The organism is Stutzerimonas stutzeri, from assembly GCF_013522825.1.
In the GTDB taxonomy this organism is placed as follows: Bacteria; Pseudomonadota; Gammaproteobacteria; order Pseudomonadales; family Pseudomonadaceae; genus Stutzerimonas; species Stutzerimonas stutzeri_AK.
This window is the reverse complement of record NZ_JAAMQZ010000001.1, coordinates 170,554-183,880: the sequence shown is the minus strand read 5'-3', so window position 1 is coordinate 183,880 and position 13,327 is coordinate 170,554. Positions and strand designations below refer to the sequence as shown.

Annotated in this window: 14 protein-coding genes; 11 read left to right on the top strand and 3 right to left on the bottom strand. The window is 62.5% G+C overall.

What is annotated here, in order from left to right; translation table 11 throughout:
• The first annotated feature begins 123 nt into the window (after nucleotides 1-123).
• Nucleotides 124-741 carry an FKBP-type peptidyl-prolyl cis-trans isomerase gene (locus tag G7020_RS00850; RefSeq protein WP_181082162.1) on the top strand — a complete coding sequence of 206 codons (618 nt, stop codon included), beginning with the start codon at nucleotides 124-126 and terminating at the stop codon, nucleotides 739-741.
• 57 nt (nucleotides 742-798) lie between these two features.
• Here the strand turns inward: G7020_RS00850 and G7020_RS00845 are convergent, their stop codons facing one another.
• Both G7020_RS00845 and G7020_RS00840 read right to left on the bottom strand, forming a co-directional pair.
• Nucleotides 799-1,026, bottom strand: a complete 228-nt coding sequence (locus G7020_RS00845) for a hypothetical protein (protein ID WP_058077173.1) — start codon at nucleotides 1,024-1,026, stop codon at nucleotides 799-801.
• Nucleotides 1,027-1,354: 328 nt separating this feature from the next.
• Nucleotides 1,355-2,323, bottom strand: coding sequence for a polyprenyl synthetase family protein (locus G7020_RS00840; RefSeq protein WP_181082261.1), 969 nt, complete (start codon nucleotides 2,321-2,323; stop codon nucleotides 1,355-1,357).
• A gap of 247 nt (nucleotides 2,324-2,570) precedes the next feature.
• Between G7020_RS00840 and rplU the strand changes: the two genes are divergently transcribed.
• The 5 genes from rplU to G7020_RS00815 all read left to right on the top strand — a co-directional run bounded on the left by rplU (nucleotide 2,571) and on the right by G7020_RS00815 (nucleotide 6,250).
• Nucleotides 2,571-2,882, top strand: a complete 312-nt coding sequence (rplU, locus tag G7020_RS00835; RefSeq protein WP_019339712.1) for a 50S ribosomal protein L21 — start codon at nucleotides 2,571-2,573, stop codon at nucleotides 2,880-2,882.
• 35 nt (nucleotides 2,883-2,917) lie between these two features.
• Nucleotides 2,918-3,175: a 50S ribosomal protein L27 gene (gene rpmA / locus G7020_RS00830; protein ID WP_181082161.1), complete on the top strand. Its 258-nt coding sequence runs from the start codon at nucleotides 2,918-2,920 to the stop codon at nucleotides 3,173-3,175.
• A gap of 167 nt (nucleotides 3,176-3,342) precedes the next feature.
• A complete protein-coding gene (gene cgtA / locus G7020_RS00825) occupies nucleotides 3,343-4,557 on the top strand; it encodes an Obg family GTPase CgtA (protein ID WP_181082160.1) in 1,215 nt (404 codons plus the stop codon).
• 99 nt (nucleotides 4,558-4,656) lie between these two features.
• Nucleotides 4,657-5,775 carry a glutamate 5-kinase gene (proB, locus tag G7020_RS00820; RefSeq protein WP_181082159.1) on the top strand — a complete coding sequence of 373 codons (1,119 nt, stop codon included), beginning with the start codon at nucleotides 4,657-4,659 and terminating at the stop codon, nucleotides 5,773-5,775.
• 10 nt (nucleotides 5,776-5,785) lie between these two features.
• Nucleotides 5,786-6,250: a CreA family protein gene (locus G7020_RS00815; RefSeq protein WP_181082158.1), complete on the top strand. Its 465-nt coding sequence runs from the start codon at nucleotides 5,786-5,788 to the stop codon at nucleotides 6,248-6,250.
• 83 nt (nucleotides 6,251-6,333) lie between these two features.
• On the opposite strand, the gene rpsT is transcribed toward G7020_RS00815, so the two are convergent.
• Nucleotides 6,334-6,612, bottom strand: coding sequence for a 30S ribosomal protein S20 (rpsT, locus tag G7020_RS00810; RefSeq protein WP_181082157.1), 279 nt, complete (start codon nucleotides 6,610-6,612; stop codon nucleotides 6,334-6,336).
• A 215-nt stretch (nucleotides 6,613-6,827) separates the two neighbouring features.
• Between rpsT and murJ the strand changes: the two genes are divergently transcribed.
• From murJ to fkpB, 5 genes are all read left to right on the top strand, one after another.
• Nucleotides 6,828-8,375 carry a murein biosynthesis integral membrane protein MurJ gene (gene murJ, locus G7020_RS00805; protein WP_181082156.1) on the top strand — a complete coding sequence of 516 codons (1,548 nt, stop codon included), beginning with the start codon at nucleotides 6,828-6,830 and terminating at the stop codon, nucleotides 8,373-8,375.
• Between the two features lie 84 nt (nucleotides 8,376-8,459).
• Nucleotides 8,460-9,410 (top strand): bifunctional riboflavin kinase/FAD synthetase, encoded by a 951-nt coding sequence (gene ribF / locus G7020_RS00800; protein WP_181082155.1) that lies wholly within the window; start codon nucleotides 8,460-8,462, stop codon nucleotides 9,408-9,410.
• 1 nt (nucleotide 9,411) lies between these two features.
• The gene (gene ileS / locus G7020_RS00795; protein ID WP_181082154.1) at nucleotides 9,412-12,243 is read left to right on the top strand and encodes an isoleucine--tRNA ligase; all 2,832 of its coding nucleotides are present in this window, start codon (nucleotides 9,412-9,414) and stop codon (nucleotides 12,241-12,243) included.
• 141 nt (nucleotides 12,244-12,384) lie between these two features.
• Nucleotides 12,385-12,882, top strand: a complete 498-nt coding sequence (gene lspA / locus G7020_RS00790) for a signal peptidase II (RefSeq protein ID WP_181082153.1) — start codon at nucleotides 12,385-12,387, stop codon at nucleotides 12,880-12,882.
• Nucleotides 12,879-13,316 carry an FKBP-type peptidyl-prolyl cis-trans isomerase gene (gene fkpB / locus G7020_RS00785; RefSeq protein WP_181082152.1) on the top strand — a complete coding sequence of 146 codons (438 nt, stop codon included), beginning with the start codon at nucleotides 12,879-12,881 and terminating at the stop codon, nucleotides 13,314-13,316. Before lspA ends, fkpB begins: the two co-directional genes overlap by 4 nt.
• Nucleotides 13,317-13,327 lie beyond the last annotated feature (11 nt).

Here is a 13,327-nt window from a genome sequence, read left to right as displayed (position 1 = left end):
TCTTATCCACAGCTGAGCCATGGCTGAATATCCGCTTCGTTGGCGGACGCTCGGGCGTGGCGAGCAGGTTTGCCGGCTCAGCTGTGCTAGGCTTTACGACCTTTTTCCCAGCGGAGCCCAGGCATGACCGAGATTAATCTGTCCACCGACGAAACGCGCGTAAGCTACGGCATTGGCCGTCAGCTGGGCGATCAGCTGCGCGACAACCCACCGCCCGGTGTAAGCCTCGATGCGGTAATTGCGGGTATCCGTGATGCCTTTGCCGGCGCGGCCAGCCAGGTCAGCCCGGAAGATCTGAACGCCAGCTTCGCCGTGATCCGCGAGCGCATGCAGGCCGAGGCCCAGCAGAAGGCTGAAGCCGCTGCAGGCGAGGGCCGGGCTTTCCTGGCCGAGAATGCCAAGCGCGAAGGCGTCACCACACTCGCTTCGGGTCTGCAGTACGAAGTGCTGACCGCCGGCGACGGCGCCAAGCCGAGCCCTGAAGACCAGGTCCGCACCCACTACCACGGTACCCTGATCGACGGCACCGTGTTCGACAGCTCCTATCAGCGCGGCCAGCCTGCCGAGTTCCCGGTCGGTGGCGTGATCGCCGGCTGGACCGAGGCGCTGCAACTGATGGGCGTCGGCAGCAAGTGGCGCCTCTATGTGCCGAGCGAACTGGCCTACGGCGCCCAGGGCGTGGGCAGCATTCCGCCGCATAGCGTACTGGTATTCGACGTCGAGCTGCTCGCGGTTCTGTAAGCCCCGTAGGGCCGAACTCATTCGGCCAGCCGGTGCGAAGGCCGAACACGTTCGGCCTCAGGGGCGTAACGCCCTGGCATAGGAGAACAGGAACAGATTTCGCACCTGTTCCTTGAGCACGCAGGGTTCACTGGTGCTCAGCTCATGCAAGTCCAGATCGCCCTGGTCACGAAGTTCGTCCAGGGCCTCCCCCTCCAGTGAAATGCACACCGCACCGGTGTTGCGGTCGAGTATCCGCAGGTAGGGTTGTGGTCGGTCCAGCCAGGCATCGATCAGATAAGTCATGCTCACCTCCAGTTGGTTCTGTTAATGAGAATAATTACTATTTGCAAATATGCAAGTACAAAAACACCTGCCCGCTCGACGGTGAGGTAAATGCTTGAGGTGCTGGGGGATTGGACGGGTGATATTTCACCGATCCGACGGGGAAGTCCAAGTGGTGCGAGAGGCGGCAGCTCGCTTGGCTTACGCTTGCTGATCGTCGGGTTACGCCTTCGGATACCCGGATTACGCCTTCGGCTAATCCAGGCTACGGCTTCCGTAGGTTGGATTAGCCTTGTAGGTCGGGTCACGCTTCACCGACCCGACGAGCGGATCGGTTTTTCGAGTGGGATCAGTGCGTGCGGGCGACTGCGAAGCGGCTGAGTTCCACCAGGGCGTCGCGGTAGGGGCTGGCAGGAATCAGTTCGAGGCAGGCGATGGCGCGGTCGGCATAATCGCGCGCCAAGCGTGCGGTGTAGTCCAGTGCGCCCGAGGCCTGAACGGCGCTGCGGATGCTTTCCAGGTCCTCGATGCCGCCTTTCTGGATCGCCTTGCGCACCAGTGCGGCCTGTTCCGCGGTGCCTTCGCGCATGGTGTAGATCAGCGGCAGGGTGGGCTTGCCTTCGGCAAGGTCGTCGCCGACGTTCTTGCCGAGGGTTTCGGCATCGCCCTGATAGTCGAGCAGGTCATCGACCAGTTGGAAGGCGATACCCAGGTGGTCGCCAAACTGACGCAAGGCTTCGCATTGCTCGTCGCTGGCACCTGCCAGGGTGGCGGCGCTATGGGTGGAGGCCTCGAACAGCATGGCGGTCTTGCCGCGAATGACCTCCATGTAGATTTCTTCGGTGGTGCTGGCGTCGCGAACCTTCGACAGTTGCAGCACTTCGCCTTCGGCGATGACGCGCGTGGCCTGGGAAATGATGCGCATGACCGGCATCGAACCCAGTGTCACCATCATTTCGAAGGAGCGCGCATAAAGGAAGTCGCCCACCAGTACGCTCGGCGCGTTGCCCCACAGGGCATTGGCGGTGGAGCGGCCACGGCGCATGCCGGACATGTCGACCACATCGTCATGCAACAGTGTCGAGGTGTGCAGGAATTCGATGATGGCGGCCAGCAGGCGCAACTGATCGCCCTTGAGGCCGAGCGCGTTGCCGCTGAGCAGCACCAGCAGCGGGCGCAGGCGCTTGCCGCCGGCGGAGGTGATGTAGTCCCCGATTTTTTCCACCAGCGGTACGCGGGACGTCAGCTGGTTGCGGATAATGCCGTCGACGGCGGCAAAATCATCAGCCACGACTTGGTAAAAGGCCTGGGGTTGCATCGGACGCCGGTACTCCTCGGAGGTTGCGCGGCATGCTAGGGGGCGGGTCATGGGCTGTCAAGGCAAGGACCTGCGGCTATTGCGCAGGTGCGGGCGCATGCGTACAATCGCGGACCCTGAACTTCCCCCTGGGCATTTCCCTGCCTTACGCAATTGCACGGGCGTCACTTCCGGCCCCATGCAGCCATGCCAGCCACCAACCATTATTTCAAAGCGCTGGGTGAGCAGGATCAACGGAGATACATAGATGTACGCAGTTATCGTAACCGGCGGCAAGCAGTACAAGGTTGCCGAAGGCGAATACCTCAAGATTGAAAAGCTCGAAGTTGCTACTGGCGAAGCTGTCACTTTCGACCGCGTTCTGCTGGTCGGCAATGGCGATGATGTAAAAATCGGCGCTCCGGTGGTCGATGGTGCCAAAGTTACCGCTGAAGTGATTGCCCAGGGCCGTCACGACAAGGTCACCATCATCAAGTTCCGCCGTCGTAAGCACCACATGAAGCGTCAGGGCCACCGTCAGTGGTTCACTGAGGTCAAAATCACCGGTATTCAGGGCTAATCGGGCCTGAATCCCCTTATAGGAGTATTGAACTCATGGCACACAAAAAAGCTGGCGGTTCTACCCGCAACGGTCGCGACTCAGAAGCCAAACGCCTTGGCGTGAAGATGTACGGCGGCCAGAAAATCGTTCCTGGCAACATCATCGTGCGTCAGCGCGGTACCCAGTTCCACGCCGGTTACGGCGTTGGCATGGGCAAGGATCACACCCTATTCGCGAAAGTGGAAGGCGTGATCAAGTTCGAAGTGAAGGGCGCTCTTGGCCGTCGCTACGTGAGCGTCGTCGCGGCCTGATCGCGGCGTTGCTGGAAAAGCCCTGTCATGCGACGGGGCTTTTTTGTTTCTGTATCCTGTGAGGCTCTTGCAAAGAAGCTGCTCGGTGCTCATTCAGTTTTCGCTGGGTTTTTTGCAAGACCCTTATTCCAGTTTTCTAGCCCGTCCTTGCGGCGGGAGGCGTTCCCATGAAATTCGTCGATGAAGTATCGATTTTTGTAAAGGCCGGTGACGGCGGTAACGGCATGATGAGTTTTCGTCGCGAAAAATTCATCGAAAAAGGCGGTCCCAACGGTGGCGACGGCGGTGACGGCGGCTCCATTTATCTGATGGCTGACGAGAACCTCAATACCCTGGTCGATTACCGTTACACCCGTCGCTTCAATGCGCCCAATGGCGAGAAGGGCGGCAGTACCGAATGTACCGGCGCCAAGGGCGAGGATCTGATCCTGCCGGTGCCGGTGGGGACTACGGTGATCGATGCCGCCACTCAGGATGTGATCGGCGATCTGACCAAGGCGGGGCAGCGGTTGCTGGTTGCTCAGGGTGGCTGGCACGGACTGGGCAATACGCGCTTCAAGTCCAGCACCAACCGGGCGCCGCGGCAGACCACGCCGGGCAAGCCGGGCGATGCGCGTGATCTGAAGCTGGAGTTGAAAGTACTGGCGGACGTCGGCCTGCTGGGCATGCCCAATGCCGGCAAGAGTACCTTTATTCGTTCTGTGTCGGCGGCCAAGCCGAAGGTGGCCGATTACCCGTTCACCACGCTGATTCCCAACCTTGGCGTCGTCAGTGTCGGGCGCTACAAGAGCTTTGTCGTCGCCGACATTCCGGGGTTGATCGAAGGGGCTTCGGAAGGCGCGGGTCTGGGGATTCGCTTCCTCAAGCACCTGGCGCGTACCCGGCTGCTGCTGCATCTGGTGGACATGGCGCCGCTGGACGAGAGCGACCCGGCGGATGCCGCCGAGATCATCCTCGATGAGCTGGAAAAATTCAGCCCGGCACTGGCTCAGCGCGACCGCTGGCTGGTGTTGAACAAGGCTGATCAGCTGCTTGAAGAGGATCGCGAAGAGCGTGTGCGGCAGGTGATCGAGCGGCTCGACTGGGAAGGGCCGGTGTTCGTGATTTCGGCGCTGGAGCGCGAGGGCACCGAAGAGCTGAGTCAGGCGATCATGCGCTATCTCGATGAGCGGGCGCTGCGTATCGCCGAAGAGCCGGCCTATGCCGAAGCATTGGCCGAGCTCGATCAGCAGATCGAGGATGAGGCGCGCGCCCGGCTGCAGGAGCTCGATGACCAGCGTGCGTTGCGTCGTGCCGGAGTCAAGGCGGCTGCTGAGGCCGATGACGACTTCGATGATGACGACGATGACGAGGGTGGCGCGGAAATCTTCTACGTGCGCTGAGTGTTTCGGCCTCGCGCAACGGCGGGGCTTGCGGGCGGTGGGCTGGGTTGTCGCTGCTCACCGCAATGATTTGGCTGGTTAGTGGAATAGGCGGGATCGATGCGCGACAAGGTGAGCGGTGCCCGGCGCTGGGTGGTGAAGATCGGCAGCGCGTTGTTGACGGCAGATGGGCGTGGCCTCGATCAGGCGGCGATGGCGGTCTGGGTCGAGCAGATGGTTGCGCTGCGCGAGGCGGGCGTCGAACTGGTGCTGGTTTCCTCCGGCGCCGTTGCCGCCGGCATGAGTCGCCTTGGCTGGGGTGCGCGGCCCAGGGCCGTGCATGAGTTGCAGGCGGCGGCGGCTGTGGGGCAGATGGGCTTGATTCGGGCCTGGGAGGCCAGTTTCGCTCGTTGCGACCAGCAGACCGCGCAGATTCTCGTCACCCATGACGACCTGTCCGATCGCAAGCGCTACCTCAATGCGCGCAGCACTCTGCGCACCCTGCTCGATCTGGATGTCGTGCCGGTGATCAACGAGAACGACACCGTCGTTACCGACGAGATTCGCTTTGGTGACAACGACACCCTGGCGGCGCTGGTGGCCAACCTGGTCGAGGCCGATCTGCTGGTGATCCTCACCGACCGCGACGGCATGTTCGATGCCGATCCGCGCAACAATCCCGAAGCCAGTCTCATCAGTGAGGCCCGTGCCGACGATCCGGCGCTGGATGCCGTGGCGGGCGGAACCGGCGGCGCGCTGGGGCGCGGTGGCATGCAGACCAAGCTGCGTGCGGCGCGACTGGCGGCGCGCTCCGGTGCTCATACCGTGATCGTTGGTGGGCGTATCGAGCAGGTGCTGGCGCGGCTAAAGGCTGGCGAGCAACTGGGCACGCTGTTGACTCCTGAGTGCAGTCGTCATGCGGCGCGCAAGCAGTGGCTGGCCGGCCACTTGCAGACGCGCGGTACCGTTACTCTGGATGCTGGTGCGGTGCAGGCGCTGAAGCGGGGCAATTGCAGTCTGTTGCCGGTCGGTGTCAGGGCAGCTCAAGGCGGCTTTCGCCGTGGCGAGATGGTGGTCTGCGTGGGGCCGGACGGCGAGGAAATTGCGCGTGGGCTGGCCAACTACAGTGTTGCCGAGACACGGCGGATTCTGGGGCGCCCATCGGATGAAATCGAGAAGCTGCTTGGCTATGTCGATGAGCCGGAGCTGATCCATCGCGACAATATGATTCTGGTCTGAGGTGTCTGCTATGCGCGTAATGACCACGGTGTTGGTGTTGGGCTTGTTGGTGCCGGTCATGGCGGCTGCCGAGCAGATCGGTGCGGTCGATACGGTGTTCAAGTGGTTGGGGCCGAACCACAAGATCGTGGTCGAGGCGTTCGATGATCCGAAGGTGGACGGGGTGACCTGTTACCTCTCGCGTGCCAGGACGGGCGGCATCAAGGGTGGGCTGGGGTTGGCCGAAGACAGGGCCGAGGCGTCCATTGCATGTCGGCAGGTTGGGCCTATTCGGATCGGTGAAGGGCTGAAGGATGGGGAGGTGGTGTTCAAGGAGCGCACCTCGCTGGTCTTCAAGACCATGCAGGTCGTGCGTTTCTTCGATGAGGCGCGCAATACGCTGGTTTACCTCGTCTACAGCGACCGCATCATCGAGGGCAGTCCGCAGAATGCGGTAACGGCAATTCCGGTTCTGCCGTGGCCGGTCACGCCATAGCGGGGCCGCTGTGCCGGTTAGCGGCATAAGAGCGAGGCACAAAAAAACCGGCGCCAGGCCGGTTTTTTTCAAGAACGTTCAGCTTAAGCTGCAGCAGCTTCGCCGAGGGCCTTGATATGGCCGTTCAGGCGGCTCTTGTGACGAGCGGCCTTGTTCTTGTGGATAATGCCTTTGTCGGCCATACGGTCGATCACGGGCACGGCTGCAGTGTAAGCAGTACGAGCTTTTTCCAGATCTTTTGCATCCAGGGCCTTGACCACATTCTTGATGTAGGTGCGGACCATGGAGCGCAGGCTGGCGTTGTGGCTGCGACGCTTCTCAGCCTGAATTGCGCGTTTTTTGGCGGAAGGGCTGTTGGCCACCGTCGAACTCCTCGAAAACGTGGGATTACAAAGCAAATAAGGCCGCGAATCATGCCGATGTGGCAGATGCTTGTCAAGCCTGTTTGTGTCGTCTGAATGCTGGTCGGGCAGATGGGCTGCCGCTAAACTCGCGGCCTTGCCCAGGGTCGTAACTGACCATCGGTTCGATGGCGAAGTGACTGGCCGGAACAATGCTGCAATTCCAGGAAAGACAGATGTCCGAAAAAACCGGAAAAGGCGGATTGCTGCGTTCAAGTGCGGTAGTCAGTGTCATGACGCTGCTGTCCCGCGTGCTGGGCATGGTACGCGATATGGTGGTGGCCAGCTACTTCGGTTCCGGGGCGGCGGCGGATGCGTTCTTTATCGCCTTCAAGATCCCCAACTTCCTGCGTCGCCTGTTTGCCGAAGGCGCCTTCGCCCAGGCGTTCGTGCCGGTGCTGTCAGAGTACCGTGCCAAGAGAACCCAGCTGGAAGTCAAACTGCTGGTCGACCGGACGGCGGGCATGCTCGGTCTGATTCTTACCGGTATCACCGCGCTGGGCGTGCTCGGCTCGCCCTATCTGGTGATGCTGTTCGCGCCCGGCTTTCACGGTGAGCCGGCCAAGCTGCAGCTGGCCGGTGAACTGCTGCGCATCACCTTTCCCTATCTGTTGCTGATTTCGCTGACGGCGTTCACCTCGGGCGTGCTCAATACTTATGGGCGCTTCGCGGTGCCGGGTTTTACCCCGGTTCTGCTCAATGTGTGCATGATCATGTCGGCGGTGTTCCTGACGCCTTATTTCGACCAGCCGATCATGGCGCTGGCCTGGGGGGTCTTTATCGCGGGCTTCGCCCAACTGGCGTTCCAGCTGCCTTTCGTCGCCAGGCTGGGGCTGCTGCCGCGTCCGAGGGTCAGGTTCGGTGACGAAGGCGTACGGCGCATCATGCTGCTGATGGTGCCGGCGCTGTTCGGGGTGTCGGTCAGCCAGATCAACCTGCTGCTCGATACCGTGCTGGCGTCCTTTCTGCAGACCGGCAGCGTGTCCTGGCTGTACTACGCCGACCGGCTTTCGGAGCTGCCGCTGGGTGCCTTCGGCATCGCCATCGGCACGGTGATTCTGCCCAGCCTGTCGCGCCAGCATGCCGGCGATGATCCCAAGGCCTTTTCCAATACGCTCAACTGGGCGCTGCGCATGGTGCTGCTGGCTGGGGTTCCGGCGGCCCTGGCGCTGGGCATTCTGGCCGAGCCGCTGATTGCAAGTCTGTTCTTCTATGGCGCAATGAGCCAGGAAGCGGTGGTGCAGTCGGCCCGCGCGCTGGAGGCTTACTCGCTGGGCGTGCTGGCATTCATGCTGATCAAGGTGCTGGCGCCCGGCTTCTTCGCCCGCCAGGATCTGAAGACGCCGGTGCGGGTGGCAGTCATCTGTATGGTGGCCAATATGGTGATGAACCTGATCCTGATCTGGCCGCTCAAGCATGTCGGGCTGGCGCTGGCGACTTCGCTGTCGTCCATGCTCAATGCCGGACTGCTGTTCTGGGGCTTATACAAGATCGGCGTGTTCCAGTTCGCGCCGGGTTGGGGGTTGTTCCTGCTGCGCCTGTTCGGCGGTTGTGCGTCGATGGTGGCGGTGGTCTGGTGGCTGAACGTGCCGTCTGTCGAATGGTTCGGTTGGGATTGGCAGCAGCGAGCGCTGCAATTGGGGCTGCTGGTCATGGCAGGAATGGCAGCGTTCGTGGCGGGGCTGGCGCTGCTGGGCCTGCGGCCACGACATTTGCGCCATTGATGGTTGTGGATCGCATGCGGCAAACCTGTCCGGGATGGCCGGTGCATGCGTATAATCGGCCACTTTTCAAGCAAGAAGTGCGGTATGCAGCTGGTTCGAGGTCTTCACAACCTGCGGCCCCGGCATCGGGGATGCGTGGCTACCATCGGCAATTTCGACGGAGTGCATCGGGGGCATCAGGCCATCCTGAAGCGCTTGCGCGAGCGTGCAGCCGAATTGGGGCTGCCCAGCTGCGTGGTGATTTTCGAGCCTCAGCCGCGCGAATTCTTTGCCCCGGACAAGGCACCCGCGCGCCTGACCCGGTTGCGCGAAAAGCTGCAATTGCTGAACGAGCAGGGCGTGGATCTGGTGCTGTGCCTGGCGTTCAATCGACGTCTGCGTGAACTCAGCGCCGCCGAGTTCGTGCATGCCACCCTGGTCGAAGGGCTGGGCGTGCGACATCTGGAGGTCGGTGACGACTTCCGTTTCGGTTGCGACCGCGCCGGAGATTTCGACTTCCTGCTCAAGGCCGGTGCCATCGAGGGCTTCACCGTAGAAGCCGCCAGGACCATTGAGGTGGATGGCGAGCGGGTCAGCAGCAGCCGCCTGCGCCAGACCCTGGCCGATGGCGATCTGCAGCTGGCGCAACGGCTGCTCGGCAGGCCGTTCAGCCTCACCGGGCGCGTCATGCACGGGCAGAAACTCGGTCGCCAGCTGGGCGCGCCGACGGCCAATATCCAGCTCAAGCGCCGCAATACGCCGCTCAGCGGGGTGTTCACCGTCAGCACCGATGTCGACGGCCAGGTTCGCCTGGGTGTCGCCAACATCGGCATGCGACCCACGGTGGAAAGCGATGGCAAGCCCCATCTGGAAGTACACCTGCCGGACTACCAGGGCGACCTCTACGGGCGTCTGCTGTGCGTGACCTTTCACCAGAAGCTGCGCGACGAGCAGCGTTTCGCCTCGCTGGAGGCACTCAAGGCAGCGATCGATGCCGATATCGCCGCCACCCGCGAATACTGGCGGGCCACCCCTTTCACCACGAGCCAGGACTGAAATGACCGATTACAAAGCGACCCTCAATCTGCCGTCCACGGCATTTCCGATGAAGGCCGGTCTGCCACAGCGCGAGCCGGAGATTCTGCAGCGCTGGAACAGCATCGACCTGTACCGGAAGCTGCGGCAGATCGGCGAGGGTCGTCCGAAATTCGTCCTGCACGATGGCCCGCCCTACGCCAACGGCAACATCCACATCGGCCATGCGGTGAACAAGGTGATCAAGGACATGATCGTCCGTTCACGCACGCTTTCCGGTTTCGATGCGCCCTATGTACCGGGCTGGGACTGCCACGGCCTGCCCATCGAGCACAAGGTCGAGACCACCTTCGGCAAGAACCAGCCGGCGGACCTGACCCGCGAACGCTGCCGCGCTTACGCCGCCGAGCAGATCGAAGGGCAGAAGGCCGACTTCATCCGCCTCGGCGTGCTCGGCGACTGGGACAACCCCTACAAGACCATGGACTTCGCCAACGAAGCCGGCGAGATCCGCGCTCTGGCGAAGCTGGTCGAAGGCGGCTTCGTCTTCAAGGGCCTGAAGCCGGTGAACTGGTGCTTCGATTGTGGCTCGGCCCTGGCCGAAGCGGAAGTCGAATACCAGGACAAGAAATCCGATGCCATCGACGTGGCCTTCGCGGTCGAGGATGCCGACAAGCTCGCGACCGCCTTCGGTGTCGCCAACCTGTCCAAGCCGACCAGCATCGTCATCTGGACCACCACGCCCTGGACCATCCCGGCCAACCAGGCGCTCAACGTCCATCCCGATTTCATCTATGCGCTGGTCGACACCGGCGATCGGCTGCTGGTGCTGGCCGAGGAGCTGGTCGAGTCCAGCCTGCAACGCTACGGCCTTGAGGGCCAGATCATCGCCCGTTGCGAAGGCAAGGCACTGGAGCTGATCCGCTTCCGCCATCCCTTCTACGAGCGCTTCTCGCCGGTGTACCTGGCCGAATACGTGGAAACCGGCGCCGGCACCGGCATCGTCCACTCCTCGCCGGCCTATGGCGAGGACGACTTCCGTACCTGCAAGCACTACGGCATGGAGAACGACGACATTCTCAGCCCGGTGCAGAGCCACGGCGTCTACGTGCCGGACCTGCCGTTCTTCGGCGGCCAGTTCATCTGGAAGGCCAACCCGGCCATCGTTGAGAAACTGCGTGAAGTCGGCGCGCTGCTCAAGCACGAAGCCATCCAGCACAGCTACATGCACTGCTGGCGGCACAAGACACCGCTGATCTACCGCGCCACCGCGCAGTGGTTCGTCGGCATGGACAAGGTCGCCCACGATGGCAGCTCCCTGCGCCGTCGCGCGCTTGACGCCATCGAGCAGACCCAGTTCGTCCCAGCCTGGGGCCAGGCGCGTCTGCATGGCATGATCGCCGGTCGCCCGGACTGGTGCATCTCGCGTCAGCGCAACTGGGGCGTGCCGATTCCGTTCTTCCTGCACAAGGAAAGCGGCGAGCTGCATCCGCGTACTGTCGAACTGATGGAAGAGGTCGCCCAGCGTGTCGAGCAGCAGGGCATCGAAGCCTGGTTCAAGCTGGATGCGGCCGAGCTGCTGGGTGCCGAGGCTGAGCAGTACGAGAAGATCAACGACACCCTGGACGTCTGGTTCGACTCCGGTACCACCCACTGGCACGTGATGCGCGGCTCGCATCCCATGGGCCATGACCAAGGCCCGCGCGCCGACCTCTACCTGGAAGGCTCCGACCAGCATCGCGGCTGGTTCCACTCCTCGCTGCTGACCGGTGCGGCCATCGACGGCCACGCGCCCTATAAGGGCCTGCTGACCCACGGTTTCACCGTGGACGAGAACGGCCGCAAGATGTCCAAGTCCCTCGGCAACGTCATCGCGCCGCAGGAAATCACTGACAGCATGGGCGCCGACATCCTGCGCCTGTGGGTCTCGGCGACCGACTATTCCGGCGAGATGGCGGTCTCCAAGCAGATCCTGCAGCGCAGCGCCGACGCCTACCGGCGTATCCGCAATACCGCGCGCTTCCTGCTTTCTAACCTCGATGGCTTCGATCCAGCGCAGCACCTGCTGCCCAACGACCAGCTGATCGCCCTGGATCGCTGGGCCATCGACCGCGCCCTGCTGTTGCAACGCGAAATCGAGGACGCCTATGGCACCTACAAGTTCTGGAACGTCTACCAGAAGGTGCACAACTTCTGCGTGCAGGAGCTGGGCGGCTTCTACCTCGACATCATCAAGGACCGGCAGTACACCACCGGTGCCGACAGCCTGCCACGCCGCTCCTGCCAGACCGCGCTGTACCACATCGCCGAGGCGCTGGTGCGCTGGATCGCGCCGATCCTGGCCTTCACCGCCGAGGAAATCTGGCAGTACCTGCCGGGCGAGCGCAACGAATCGGTGATGCTCAACACCTGGTACGAGGGCCTGGCCGAGTTGCCGCAGGATGCCGAGCTGGATCGCGCGTTCTGGGAACAGGTCATGGCGGTCAAGGCCGCGGTGAACAAGGAACTGGAAGCCCAGCGTGCCGCCAAGACCCTCGGCGGTAACCTGCAGGCCGAAGTCACGCTGTACGCCGAGGAGGCGCTGGCGACCGCACTGGCCAAACTGGGCAACGAACTGCGCTTCGTGCTGATCACCTCCGCGGTCGAGGTCGCGCCATTGGCCCAGGCGCCCGCCGAGGCGGTGGAAAGCGAGCTGGCCGGCCTCAAGCTGCTGGTGAAGAAGACCGAACACGCCAAGTGCGGTCGCTGCTGGCATCACCTGCCGGATGTCGGCAGTCATGCCGCACATCCGGAAATCTGTGGGCGCTGCCTGGAAAACATCGAAGGTGCCGGCGAGGTGCGTCACCATGCGTGACGGCACGGGTATTTATCGTAGGGCGGGTGAAACCCGCCGTGAGATTTTGCGGCCCGGTGCGAGCAACACTATGGGGCTGGGGTTTCCCGCGCGGGTTTCACCCGCCCTACGGTTTGTTACATCGAGAGCTGGAGCCAGGCGATGACCACGCGTTTCGGCAAACTCGCCTGGCTCTGGCTCAGCGTGCTGGTGATCGTCCTCGATCAGGCGACCAAGCACTGGTTCGAGGCCAATTTCAGCCTGTACCAGAAGGTAGACGTCATTCCCGACTACTTCGCCTGGACCCTGGCCTACAACACCGGTGCGGCCTTCAGCTTTCTCGCCGATCATGACGGCTGGCAGCGCTGGCTGTTCGCACTGATCGCGACGGGCGTGAGTGTCGTGCTGGTGATCTGGATGAAGCGCCTCAAGGCCGGTGAAACCTGGCTGGCCGTGGCGCTGGCGCTGGTGCTGGGTGGCGCGATTGGCAATCTGTACGACCGTGTGGTGCTGGGCCACGTGGTCGACTTCATCCTGGTGCATTGGCAGAACCGCTGGTATTTTCCGGCGTTCAACATCGCCGACAGCGCCATTACCGTCGGCGCCGTGATGCTGGCGCTGGACATGTTCAAAAGCGACAAAACCGGAGAATCCGCATGACTGAACAGCGCATTGGGCCGGACAAGGAAGTCACCCTGCATTTCGCGCTTGGCCTGGAAAACGGCGATGTGGTCGACAGTACCTTCGACAAGAAGCCGGCCACCTTCAAGGTTGGTGACGGCAACCTGCTGCCGGGCTTCGAGCAGCAGCTGTACGGTCTCAAGGCCGGCGACAAACGCACCCTGCAGGTTGCGCCCGAGCAGGGCTTCGGCCAGCACAACCCGCAGAACGTGCAGGTCATGCCGCGCAGCCAGTTCGAGGGTATGGAGCTTGCCGAAGGCCTGCTGGTGATTTTCAACGATGCCGCAAACGCCGAGTTGCCCGGCGTGGTCAAGGCCTTCGACGACCGCCAGGTCACCGTGGACTTCAACCATCCGCTGGCGGGCAAGGTGCTGACATTCGAAGTCGAGATCATCGACATCAAGAACGCCTGACCCTTGTGGGA